Raw genomic sequence first — 12,306 nt, 5'->3', positions numbered from 1 at the left:
AATCGCACTTGGCTAAATCCACCCTTATCTTGCAACGCACGGCCGCTCTACTCGCGGCCTCCATGCTTCTGACGGCGCCGCTCGGCGGCACCGGCGAAGCGGCCGGCTCCGCGGCCGGATCCGCCGGCGAACCGCAGTCCGCCGGTCTGACGAATCCTTCGCTCGGCAAGCCGGAAACGGCGCAGCTGCTCGCGCTGATGGCCGCCGGCGGCGGCCGCGCGGCTGCGGGCGCCGCGAAGGAGCCCGCCGTCGTCGACCCCGGCATCGACACGTCTTCGAAGGCGGACATCAACGTCATCGTGCAGCTGAGCGAGCCGCCCGTCGCCGCCGCCCGGCACGCCTCCGAGCTGGCGCGCGGCTCCTTCTCGGCCGAATCGGCCGAGCGCGCGGTGAACGCGGAGCAGTCGACCTTCGTGTCCGCCGCGGCCGGCAAGGGCATCGACCTTAACGTGAACTACAAGTACGACACGGTGCTGAACGGCATGGAAGTGACCGTCCCCGCGGACCGGATTCCGCAGCTCGCGGCCATGGGCGGCGTGAAGTCCATCAGCAAGAACCTGACGTATCGCGCGATTCCGCTGCCGCCCGCCGCTTCCGCGGAAGAGATCGCGGCCGATCCGAACTTCGATATCGATCCCATCCGCCAGATCGGGGCCGACGCCGCCTGGGCGAAGGGACTGACGGGCAAAGGGCTGAAGGTCGGCGTCATCGATACGGGCGTCGACTACGACCACCCGGACCTGAAAGGCGCCTACAAGGGCGGATACGACTCCGTCAACAAGGATTACGATCCGTACGAAGACGTGCCGAACCCCAGCTTCGGCTTCGCGGGCTCCGAGCACGGCACCCACGTCTCCGGGACGATCGTTGGCCGCGCGGCCAATCCGAACGCGGAGACGGTGCAGAAGGGGATCGCGTACGAAGCCGACCTGTACGCGTACAAGGTGCTCGGCGCCAAGATGAACCCGCAGACGCTCGAGGTCGACGTTACCGGCACCTCCGCGCAGGTCATCGACGGCATCGAGCACGCGATCGAGGACCATATGGACGTCATTAACCTGTCCTTGGGGTCGGACGGCGAGAAGAGCCCGACCTCGCCCGATTCCATCGCCGTCAACAACGCCGTGCTCGCGGGCGTGACCGCCGTCGTGGCGAGCGGCAATGCCGCCGATACGGGGCCGTACTATTATTCCATGGGCTCGCCGGCAAGCGCGCAGCTGGCGATTTCCGTCGCCGCGGCGACGAGCGTCAGCAGCCATTACAGCGGCAGCTTCGCCGATTCGCTGACGGCGGAGCATCCGGCCTATTCGCTAGACGCTATGGCGTGGCCGCTCGGCGGCAGCGATTTTGCCGCCGAGCTGGGCACGGAACCGCTGGATGCCGCGTACGTCGGCCTCGGAGCGAACGAGGATTACACGACGGACGTAGCGGGCAAGGTCGTGCTCGTCTCGCGGGGCACGCTGGCGTTCGTGGACAAGATCAAGACCGCCATGCAGCGCGGGGCGAAAGCCATTATTATTTTCAACGGCAACGCGCTGAAGGACGACGCGGCCGCGGCCGACCTGTCCGAGCATGTCGAGGACCGGGACGGCAAGATCGGCTCCGCCGCCTTCCTCGGCGAGAACAGCGACTATATTCCCGCGTTCGACATGTCCGGCGCCGAAGGCCGCGCGCTGGCCCGGCGGATTCTCGATTCCGCCGGAGCGGGGGCGCCGCTGCGGTTCACGTTCGGGGCGGATTTCCCGGAAACCGTCGTGCCGGGCGACACGATCGCGGAATTCAGCTCCCGCGGCCCGAACTCCGACGGCAACTACGGCATTAAGCCCGATATCAGCGCCCCGGGCGTGAACATCCGCTCGACCGTGCCGGCTTACGGCGAGATCGATTACGGCATCGAGCCGCGGCCCGATTACGACACCGCCTATTACCGGCTCAGCGGCACGAGCATGGCGTCCCCGCACGTCGCGGGCCTCGCGCTGCTCATGAAGCAGGAGCATCCCGGCTGGTCCCCGCGCGACGTGCGCGCGGCGCTTGCCAATACGGCGGATACGCTGCACGACCTCGGCGGGACGCAGTACGACGTCTACTCGCAAGGCGCCGGACGGGCGAACGCGGCGAACGCCGTCCTGACCCCGGCCGTCATCGAAGCGATGGATCCGATCAAGGTCTACGACGAGAAGATGAACGAGAAGATCATCGAGAGCGAGGCGAGCAGCGTCAGCTTCGGCGCGATCGAACCGGCGGGCGAGCCGGTCGTCAAGCCGCTTCGCGTGAAGAACTTGTCGGACGCGCCGGTGACGTACGCGGCCTCCGTCGTGCTCCATCCGAGCGTCACGTCGGATCCGCACGATCCGGTGCCGACGCCGGACGTCGGCAATCTCGTCATGACGCTGGGCGGGCTCGGCGAAGGCGATACCGTAACGGCGGAAGCCGGAGCCAGCCAAGCCTTCTCGCTGTCGGCGACGGCCGCGGACGGCGCGGCGCAAGGCGTGTACGAAGGCGAAGTCCGGCTGACGGCCGAAGGGCTGCCGACGCTGCACCTGCCGTTCGTCGTTCACGTCGGCGACGACGCCGGGGATAACGATTTCGCCCTGAAGGATTTCGCGTTGTCGGGCCAGCGGATCGTACCGGGCGCGCCGATCGACGCGACGGCGACCCTGCTCGACGGTTCCATGAACTACGCCGAGGTCGACGTGTTCAACCTCGATCAGGACTATGTGGGCACGCTGGCCTTCACGAACAGCCTCGACGAAGCGGGACAGACGCGCCTGCCGTTCGGAGCCGGTCCGATCAAGTTCGAGAAGCTGGACGGCAGCTATCATGCGGACGGAGACGTCGACGAATACGGGTTCGACGTCGTCAGGCAGCTGCCCGAAGGCCAGTACATGATTTCGCTGGTGGTCGCGCATATCAACGAACAGAACGATGCCGATGCCTTCCAGTCGCTCGGCTCGATGGTGTACGTGCAGGAAGAAGCGGACGACGACGGGTCTGCTCCGGGCGATCCGGGCGATCCGGGCGATCCGGGCGATCCGGGCAACCCCGGCAATCCGGGCAATCCGGGCAACCCGTCCGATCCGGGTCAAGGCGGCGGAGCGCCTCCGGCCGGCGGGCCGGATAACGGCGATTCCCTGCCTCCGGTTACGCTGGCGGCCGTTGCCGCGGCGCACCAGAACGTCATTGCCTTGACGGGCAGCGCCGCCGCAAGCGACGGGAAGACGGTCGTGACCGTCCCGGACGACGCGCTCCGGCAGGCGCTGAGCCAAGCGCAGGGCAAGCCGGCCGTCTTCGGCATCGACGCCGGGAACGGCGCGGAGCGCGGAGCGGGCGCCCGCCTGACGCTGACCGCCGGGCAGACGAAGCTGCTCGCGTCCGCGCCGGCCGGCAGCGCCGTCGCGTTCGCCTGGAACGGAGCGTCGGTCGCGATTCCGCTCGCGGCGCTGAAGGACGAGGCCGGCCTTGCGGTCGACATCGCGCCCGCCGCGGACGGCAAGGCGCTGTTCGCCGCCGACTATCCGGAAGCGGCCGTGCTCGGCACGCCGTATTCGTTCGCGGCGTATTCGCTCGCGGACGGCAAGGAGACGCCGCTGGCGCCGGCTCCGGATCGGACGATCCGCAAGGCGTTCGCGCTGGACGCGGGCATCGACGCCGGCCGCGCCGGCGCGCTGTACGCGGACGGGGGCCATGCTTATCCGGTTCCGGCCGCGTTCAAGAAGGCGGCGGACGGACGCACGATCGTGACCGTCGCGCGTCCGGGCTTCTCGACGTATGCCGCCGCCGAACGGCGCGCGTCGTTCGCGGACGCGAAGACGTCCTGGGCGGCCGAAGCGATTCAGACGCTCGCGGACAAGTTCCTGCTGAACGGGACCTCCGCGGCGGCGTTCTCGCCGAAGAGCGCCGTCACGCGCGCGCAGCTGGCGTCGATGCTGGTCAACGCGGCCGGCTTGGACAAGGACGCGCCGAAGGCGCCGTTCGCCGACGTCAAAGGCACGGAATGGTTCGCGCGGGACGTGGCCGCGGCGTATGCGGCCGGCCTGATCACGGGCAGCGGCGGCGCGTTCCGTCCGAACGACGCGGTGTCGCGCCAAGACCTGACCGTGATGCTGGCGAGAGCCATGAAGCTGCTTGGCGTAGAGCCGGCGGACGGCGCTCCGAATCGTCCTTACGCGGACGCTTCGTCGTTCGGCGCGTACGCGCAAGCCAGCATCGACGCCGTGACCGCGGCCGGCTTGATGCAGGGAAGCGAACGGCAGGGACGGTTCTACTTCGACCCGGCTCAGCCGACCACGCGCGAAGCGGCCGCGAAAGTGCTCTACCAATTGCTTTCGGCCGCGAGCCTTATTTGACGCGAGGCTTGCCGATCGGACGATAATCGGCCTGCCGCGCCAAGCGAAAGCCCTCTATCCGGAACGCGGATAGGGGGCTTTTCGCCGCGGCGCGCGCGGGGGCGAGCGGTCTTCGATCGGCGCCCGGCGCCGGACCGGCGCGTGCAAATAATCCGGCCGATTCGGTAAATCTTCTTCGCCGCCCGCCTTCTATAATAGAATCGATTAGCCGAAAGCGACCCCGAGCGAAGGAGCGCGAGCGCCATGCAACATCGAATCGAACGCAGGCCGCCGGGAAGGCGAAGCGGCAAACGAACGCGGAGCTCAGAGGCGAAGGCGGCCGCGGGTGCGAAAGGGGCGGCGAGGCGATGAACCGTTCGGATGCGGAGCTCGGCCTCTATCGCTGCGGGTACGTCGAACCGGCGCCCGACGGCTCCGTCCCATGGGACGGCGTCGCGCCCGCCTTGCTGACGGACGTCGTGACGGGGGCCGCCCCGGCGCTGCGGACGACCGTGCAGGCTTGCTGGACCGGGAGCGACCTCTGGTTCCGGTTCGAATGCGAGGACGACCATGTCGTCGCGACGATGAGCAATCATGACGACCCGCTGTACGAAGAGGACGTCGTGGAATTGTTTCTGGACGAGCACGGGACGGGCACGATGTATTACGAGCTCGAGGTCAGCCCGCGGAACGTCGTGTTCGACGCGCGGATCCGCAACGATTTGCGGGGCTCGAAGACGATCGAGCCGGAGTGGCATGCCGCCGGCATGGCAACGGCCGTCCGCGAAGACGGCGCGCGCCGGATCTACGAGATCCGGCTGCCGCTCGCGAACTTCGGCCGGCTGCCCGCGGACGGCACGTATTGGCGCTGGAACGCCTACCGGATCGACGAAGACCGGTCGGGCGAGCGCCGCTACTGGGCTTGGCGCCCGACGGGAGCCGTGGACTACCACGTCCCGCAGCGCTTCGGCACGCTGCTGTTCGCGGGCGGACCGGACAAGAACGAGGAGGCCTAACGGATATGAACGAGAATGAAACGAAGCTTGAACTGCGGTGCGTCAGCTCGCTCGCGAAGGTATTCGCCGACGAGCCCTTGCGGGAAGCGCCTTATCGGCGGGCGAGCGCGCTGGAGAACGAGGTCGCGTCCTTCCAGGTCGCTTACCGGGCGGACGCGCTGATCAAAGGCATGCGGGTATCCGTCCGCGCGGATATCGAGGCCGATATTACGCTCCGGGCGGTCGGCTTGGCGCCGTCCGAGCTGCCGGTCTACGCGGATCACGACGATGGCGTCCTGCGAACGGCCCCGGGCCTGTATCCCGATCCGCTGTTCGAGCTGCCGGACGGGGCCGGCGCGGCTGCGCTTCCCGGGCAATGGCGCTCCGTCTGGGTGACGGTCGAGCCGCGCGCCGGCGTGCGGCCGGGCGTTCATGCGATCGCGGTCGCCTTCGCGACGGCGGAGGGCGAGCCGCTCGGGGAGACGGACTTCGAGCTCGACATTGTCCCGCTGCGGCTGCCGGAGCAGCAGCTGCTGCATACGGAATGGTTCCATGCCGATTGCCTGGCGACCCATTACGGCGTCGACGCGTTCGGCGAGCGGCACTGGGAGATCGTCGGCCGCTACGTCCGCACCGCGGCAAGGCACGGCGTGAACGTGATCCTGACGCCGATCTTCACGCCGCCGCTCGATACGCGGGTCGGCGGGGAACGGCCGACCGTCCAGCTCGTCGACGTCCGCGCCGAGGCGGACGGAAGCTATCGGTTCGGCTTCGCCAAGCTGGAGCGGTGGGTGGCGCTGTGCCGGCGCGAAGGGATCGAGCGCTTCGAATTCTCGCATCTGTTCACGCAGTGGGGGGCGAAGCACGCGCCCAAGATCGTGGCCGATGTCGGCGGCGAGGAGCGGCGGATCTTCGGCTGGGAGACGGACGCGGGCGGCGAAGCGTACGAAGCGTTCCTGCGGCAGTTCGTGCCCGCGCTGCTGGCATGGATCGAAGCGAACGGCCTGCAGGACCGCTGCCTGTTCCATGTCTCGGACGAACCGTCGCTTCGGGACATCGACGCGTATGCGCGCGCGAGCCGGCTGGTCGGCGAGCTGCTGGGGGACTACCCGGTCATCGACGCGCTGTCGGATTTCGCGTTCTACGAGAAAGGACTGGTCAAGAACCCGATTCCGGCCAGCAACCATATCGAGCCGTTTCTGGATCACGGGGTCGAAGGCCTGTGGACGTATTATTGCTGCGGGCAGTACAAGGAGGTCGCGAATCGCTTCTTCAGCATGCCTTCCGCGCGCAACCGGATCTTAGGCATCCAGCTGTATAAATTCGATCTCGCGGGCTTCCTGCACTGGGGCTTCAACTTCTGGTACGCGCAGTACTCGGTCGGCCCGATCGATCCGTACCGGGTCACGGACGCGAGCCTCGCGTTTCCTTCGGGCGACGCCTTCCTCGTCTACCCGGGCGCGGACGGCGGGCCGGTGGAGTCGATCCGGCTCGAAGTGCTCCGCGAAGCGCTGCAGGATATGAGGGCGCTCCGGCTGCTGGAGGAGAAGTATGGCCGGGAATTCGTCATCGCGGGGTTGGAGGAAGGGCTGGACGAGCCGATTACGTTCAGCCGCTATCCGCGGGACGCCGCCTGGCTGCTCGCCAAGCGGGAATGGGTGAACGCGAAGCTGGCGGAGCGGGCGTAGCCTCTTGGAACGAAAAGACCAAACAAGCCTTGGCGGCCCATCGGCCGTCAAGGCTTGTTGTTTGATCCGGATGATCCGGATGATCCGGATGATCCGGATGCTGCAGGAGGTGCTTCGCCGGGCGGATTGCCGGCCGCGGACGTTTGCGCGTCCGCCGGTCCGTTCTGGTTTTGACCGTCCTGATGGCCTTGCGCGTTGGCGCTGCCCGCAGGCTGCCCGCCTTGGGTGTTTGCGTTCCCCGCGGCCTGCGCGTTTTGCGGCTTTGCGTTATCGGCAGGTTGCCCGCCTTGCGCGTTGGCGCTCCAGGCAGGCGGCTCGCCTTGCGTTTGCGGCGCGTTCCCGGGAGCTTGTCCGCCTTGCCTATTCGCGCGCTCCGCGGTCTGTCCGCCTTGCTTGCCCGACGCGCCCGAACCGCCTAGCGCCGCTCGCGTTACCGACGCGCCGCTCGCGGCCGGCTTGCCCGGCGAACCTTGCGCCGCCCGCGCGCCGGCCCGCATCCACGGCGGATCGCCGTGCCGATGCAGCGCCTGGTTGATCGAATAGATCAGATACGGGATCGCGGCGGACAGGAAGGCGCAGAACAAGATCGTACCCGAAGGAACCGACCCCGCGAGCTTGCTCCACATCGCGCTACCCCCTCTCCGATTCGTTGATGTCGCCGATGCGGCGGATGTTCATGCGGACCGTGACTTCAATGTCGGCGGCCGCGAATAGATTCGCGCCCCGCTCCCAATCCGGCGCGACGCGCTTCCAGGCGCGGTAATGATTTTGGTACAGGAATCGGTTCAGCCCGATGACATCCTTCTTGTACTTATGCTGCAGCGTTTGGAGCGTCTTCCCGGCAACCCGACGGATTTCGTCTTCGAACTGCCGCTCGATGCCCCGGAAAACGGCGGGGTCGTTCAAATCGAGGTTTTTCACCGACTTGACCATCGTCCCTTCGGCTTCGACCGCGATCGTGAACTTCATTCGCCGTCCGTCGCCGCCCGTCAGCTTGATTTTGCGGACGGCCCGTTCGAGTTCGGCGGTGATCGCGGTGTTTTTGTACGCCGTTTCGATCACGCCGCCCTTGATTTGGCCGGTCAGAAAATTAAGCCCTTGCGTCGTCTCGCCGTTCAATTCGCCGATCAGCCGGTGTTCGGTTCCGTCGAACAGCGCGGCGCCCGTCAGCGCGATGCCGTCTCCGCGTTTGCGGACGAGCTGGATGGTGAAGCTCTGGTCGCGCAGCAAATGCTCATGGATATCCCCGAGCCGGGACGATTTGAGCATGTAGTTGGTTTTCATCGTGTTGGCGATCGTCGATTCGAGATACGCGACGGGGTAGTTCTCGTTGTACGGGCGGACGTTCAAGATCTCGCGCGCCTTGCCGGCGGCGATGAGCACGTGCATGTCGCGCCGCATTTCCTTGCCCCGCAGGAAGAAGTCGAGCGCGTCGGAGAACTTCGAATCGTCCCGCGCGATATCCTCGGAGATCAGGATCAGCTTCAAATGCTCGTAATAGGGCGAACGGCTGGTCCTGGCCGCCGTCTTGGCGGTGAGCGCGGCCACGGAGCTCTCCTCGACGCCGATATTGAAGTAGCTTCGGCCGGCATTCGAATCGCGGCCGGAGCTGCCGGAGGAGGATTTCAGCCCCGCGGGCACGATGAACTGGAATGTCCCGCTGATCAGCGAGCCGGGGCTGCGGCTTCGATCCTTGTTTTGGCCGCCCTTAGCCTTGTCGATGGCGACGCCGACGACGAAGCCCCGCTTGTCGATCTCGACCCGGTCCCAGCAGCCGGTCAGCGCAAGCAGGGCGAATGCGGAGAAGCCGGCAAGAAAGGCTTTGCGGCGGCTCATGCGGCCGCCCTCGCGCCTCGCATCAGCGCGTACAGGTACAGCAGGATCGGCACCAGAATCGCCACGGTGAGGCCGCTGTAGCTGATGAGATCGCCGAGCTTGCCGACCTCGCCGGGATTTTTCGGATACATGCAGACGAGGTAGATGACCGGGCTGATCCCGATGACCCACTTGATCCGTCCCGTCCGCGGCATCATGCTGTCCAAGGCGTGCACGCAGACGTCGAAGGACATCGATGCGGTATTGAAGATCGTCATGATCCAGATCGCGAAGAAGAGCGATTCGAACCGTTCGAAGAACTCGCCGGGAATTTGCGCTTCCTTCGCCAGTTCGACCGCCGGATACGTGATTTCCATAAGCGCCGGCTGCGTGAAGACGCCGACGCAGACGAGATACAGGAGCAGATAGAACATCACCGGAATGGAGAGCCCGATCGCCACCGCGCGCGGCGCCGCCTTGGGGTACTTCATCATGGTGCTGTAAAACAGGATCGATTCGAAGCCGATCAGCGAGAAAATGCTGTTTTTCGTGCCGGCGGCGAGGCCTTTCCAATCCGTGACGAAGAACGGCCGGAGGTCGTGAATATTGAAAATGCCGATGCTGAACACGAGCACCGCCGCCGCGATGACGATGACCGGAGGCAGGAAGATCAAGTTGAGCCGGAGAATGCCTTCCCGCGAGCCGGCGACGGCGTAGGCAACGACGAGCAGGAAGGCGAGCGCGATGAATTCCACGGGCGTGCGTTCGAACAAGTATTGCTTCGAGATGTTGGCGATCGCCCGGACCTCGTAGGCGGTATACAGGATAAAGTAGAGCGCGATCAGGGTCGTGAAGCACGCCGACACCGGCGCGGACACGAGCTTCGCGTTGAAGGCGTAGAAGCCTTGGTCGTGCAGGAGCCCGCAGTAACGGGCCATCACCCAGCCCAGGAAGATGGCGACCGCGCCGGCGGCCGCGATGGAGATCCAGCCGTCCGACGATTCGGTCGTCTGGGCGACGAGCCGGGGCAAGGTCAAGATGCCGACGCCGACGACGATCGACGCGACGCTGGCGGCTACCTCGACCGTGCCGGCGCGGTCGTTGCCGTACTCAAACCATTTCATTGTCGTCACCACTTTGGCTGTCGTCCGCCAGGTAGCGGTCCAGCGGGTTGAGATGTTCGGGGCGCTCCCTCGTCATGCTCGCGGGCGCCCGAACGAAGAGGTCTTTCCAATCGCGCGAGAAGAACGGCGCGAGCGGCGCCGAATACGGCACGCCGAAGCTCTTCAGATTGACGAAATGGATGTTGATCGCGATGAAGGCGAGAATAATGCCGTATAGACCGAAGAACGCGGCCGCCAGCATGGTCGCGAACCGGATGAGACGCAGCGCGATCGCGAACGAATACGACGGAAACGAAAACGACGAGATGGCCGTTACCGCCACGACGATGACCATGATCGGGCTGACGATGCCCGCGGCCACGGCCGCTTCGCCGATGACAAGGCCGCCGACGATGCCGATCGTCTGGCCGATCGGCTTCGGCAGCCGGATGCCGGCTTCGCGCAGCAGCTCCAGGGTGCTCTCCATCACGAACGCTTCGACGACGGCGGGGAACGGCACGCCCTCCCGCGCGCCGGCGATCGAGAAGGCGAGCGTAGACGGGATCATGCCGTGATGGAACTCCAGCAGCGCGATGTAGATGGCCGGCAGGAACGTCGCGATGAACGTGGCGAGCATGCGAAGCATCCGCGTGGCCGACGTGATGATCCAGTGCTGGTAATAATCTTCCGGCGAATGAATGTTCGAGGCGAACGTGATCGGAAAGATCAGCGCGAACGGGTCTCCGTCCACCAGAATGGCGAGCCGCCCCTGCAGCAGGCCGCCCGTCACCTTGTCCGGCCGTTCGCTGTTCAGCATGAGCGGAAACGGCGACAGAAAGCTGTCCGTGATGAGGTGCTCGACCGTGCCGGAGCCGGCGACGTCGTCGATGTCGATGCTCTTAAGCCTCCGGACCGCCTCATCCTTCAGCGTCGGGTTGCAGATGCCTTCGATATAGATGAGCACGACGTCGCGCTTCGTCCGGCGCCCCAGCTTGAACGACTCGAACCGGAGGCGGCTGTCGCGCAGGATGCGCCGGATGAGCGCGGTGTTGGTCCGGATGATTTCGTTGAAGCCTTCCCTGGAGCCGCGGATGATCGATTCCGTTTGCGGCTCTTCGACGCCCCGGCATTCCCAGCCTTTGCTGTCGAGCAGGATGCCCGTGCGGCTGCCGTCGACGAACAGGGCGGTGTCGCCCGACAGGATGCCGAGGACGATCTCGTCCATCGCGTCTTCGCGGCGGACCTCGATGACGGAGAGCACTTCCTGCTCGATCATCGCGGTCAGCCCGTCCGGTTCGGGCGTCGGCTCGCCCTCGAAGCGCCGCATGAGGGGCTTCAGCACCTGTTCGTTGATTAGCTGTTTATCGACGAGTCCGTCGAGGCACAGCAGGACGCAGATATGCTTGCCGGCGCCGATCGAGAACGTGCGGACGGCCAAATCCGACGGCGCGCCGAGGAGCTGCCGGATGGCGGCGGCGTTGTCCTCGGCGCGGCTGCCGAGCGGCGGCATCGGCTCGCTGTCTATGAAGGGCTGATGCTGTCGTTTCCCCGAGATCGCATGCCTGAACACCGCGGTTTTCCTCCCTTGGCTTTATTTCCCTTAGAATGGCCGGATCGGAAAAATTCTATCCTGCGCCGCGTTCGTTCGTTGGCGCCGCCGGCCCCGTCCCCTATAATGAGAGGGAATGAGCATTGCGAGACGGAGACGAAAGGAGCTGCGGCATGCTGCTCGAAGTGATTGCATTGACGCCGGAAGACGCGGCGATCGCCGCCGCGCACGGGGCGGACCGCGTCGAGTTCGTCTCGGCGATGGAGGAAGGCGGGCTGACGCCGGCGGCCGCGGACGTCGAGCAAGCCGCGGCTGAGGCGGGGATACCCGTGCACGTCATGATTCGTTCCCACAGCCGATCGTTCGACTACGATGAAGCGGACATGAAGCGCATGATGCGCGATATGCGGTCGCTGCGGCTGGCGGGCGCAAGCGCGTTCGTGCTCGGGACGCTGACCCCGGCGCGCACGGTCGACGAGGAGAAGCTGAAGCGGCTGCTCGACGCGGCGGACGGGCTGCCCGTCACGTTCCATCGGGCGTTCGACGAGACGCGCGACTTGGAAGAGGCTTACGAGACGCTGGCGCGGTACCCGTTGATCCGCGCGGTGCTGACGTCCGGCGGCATGCCGAGCGTCCTGGAGGCGGGGCGCGAGATCGCCCGGCTGGTCCGGCTCGCGGGCGCCGCGGGACCGGCCGTCATGGCCGGCAGCGGGCTGACGCCGGAGACGGCGGCCGGCTTCGCGCGGGAGACGGGCGTCCGCGCCGTGCATTTCGGCTCCGGCGTGCGCCGGGGCGGCCGGCAGGCGGAGCCGCTGGACCCGGCGCGCCTAA

General features: G+C 66.4%; 8 protein-coding genes. 4 read left to right on the top strand and 4 right to left on the bottom strand.

What is annotated here, in order from left to right; genetic code table 11:
* Nucleotides 1–8: 8 nt before the first annotated feature.
* From I8J29_RS34290 to I8J29_RS25930, 3 genes are all read left to right on the top strand, one after another.
* Nucleotides 9–4,346 carry a S8 family serine peptidase gene (locus I8J29_RS34290; RefSeq protein ID WP_208850278.1) on the top strand — a complete coding sequence of 1,446 codons (4,338 nt, stop codon included), beginning with the start codon at nucleotides 9–11 and terminating at the stop codon, nucleotides 4,344–4,346.
* A 347-nt stretch (nucleotides 4,347–4,693) separates the two neighbouring features.
* Complete coding sequence (locus I8J29_RS25935) at nucleotides 4,694–5,341, top strand: carbohydrate-binding family 9-like protein (protein WP_208850277.1); 648 nt, start codon at nucleotides 4,694–4,696, stop codon at nucleotides 5,339–5,341.
* Nucleotides 5,342–5,346: 5 nt separating this feature from the next.
* Nucleotides 5,347–7,008 carry a DUF4091 domain-containing protein gene (locus tag I8J29_RS25930; RefSeq protein WP_208850276.1) on the top strand — a complete coding sequence of 554 codons (1,662 nt, stop codon included), beginning with the start codon at nucleotides 5,347–5,349 and terminating at the stop codon, nucleotides 7,006–7,008.
* 47 nt (nucleotides 7,009–7,055) lie between these two features.
* On the opposite strand, the gene I8J29_RS25925 is transcribed toward I8J29_RS25930, so the two are convergent.
* Genes I8J29_RS25925 through I8J29_RS25910 form a run of 4 tightly spaced genes read right to left on the bottom strand, consistent with a single transcriptional unit; the run spans nucleotide 7,056 to nucleotide 11,496 of the window.
* Entirely contained in the window at nucleotides 7,056–7,634 is a 579-nt protein-coding gene (locus I8J29_RS25925; protein ID WP_208850275.1) for a hypothetical protein, read from the bottom strand.
* A 4-nt stretch (nucleotides 7,635–7,638) separates the two neighbouring features.
* Nucleotides 7,639–8,844: a Ger(x)C family spore germination protein gene (locus I8J29_RS25920; RefSeq protein WP_208850274.1), complete on the bottom strand. Its 1,206-nt coding sequence runs from the start codon at nucleotides 8,842–8,844 to the stop codon at nucleotides 7,639–7,641.
* On the bottom strand, nucleotides 8,841–9,947 hold the full coding sequence (locus I8J29_RS25915) for a GerAB/ArcD/ProY family transporter (RefSeq protein ID WP_208850273.1): 1,107 nt from the start codon (nucleotides 9,945–9,947) through the stop codon (nucleotides 8,841–8,843). Before I8J29_RS25915 ends, I8J29_RS25920 begins: the two co-directional genes overlap by 4 nt.
* On the bottom strand, nucleotides 9,934–11,496 hold the full coding sequence (locus I8J29_RS25910; protein WP_338113285.1) for a spore germination protein: 1,563 nt from the start codon (nucleotides 11,494–11,496) through the stop codon (nucleotides 9,934–9,936). Before I8J29_RS25910 ends, I8J29_RS25915 begins: the two co-directional genes overlap by 14 nt.
* A 152-nt stretch (nucleotides 11,497–11,648) precedes the next feature.
* Here I8J29_RS25910 and I8J29_RS25905 point away from each other — a divergent pair.
* A partial coding sequence (locus I8J29_RS25905; protein ID WP_208850272.1) for a copper homeostasis protein CutC occupies nucleotides 11,649–12,306 on the top strand: 658 nt, incomplete at its 3' end.

It is taken from the genome of Paenibacillus artemisiicola, from assembly GCF_017652985.1.
Lineage (GTDB): Bacteria > Bacillota > Bacilli > Paenibacillales > Paenibacillaceae > Paenibacillus_Z > Paenibacillus_Z artemisiicola.
This window is presented reverse-complemented; position numbering and strand designations above follow the sequence as displayed.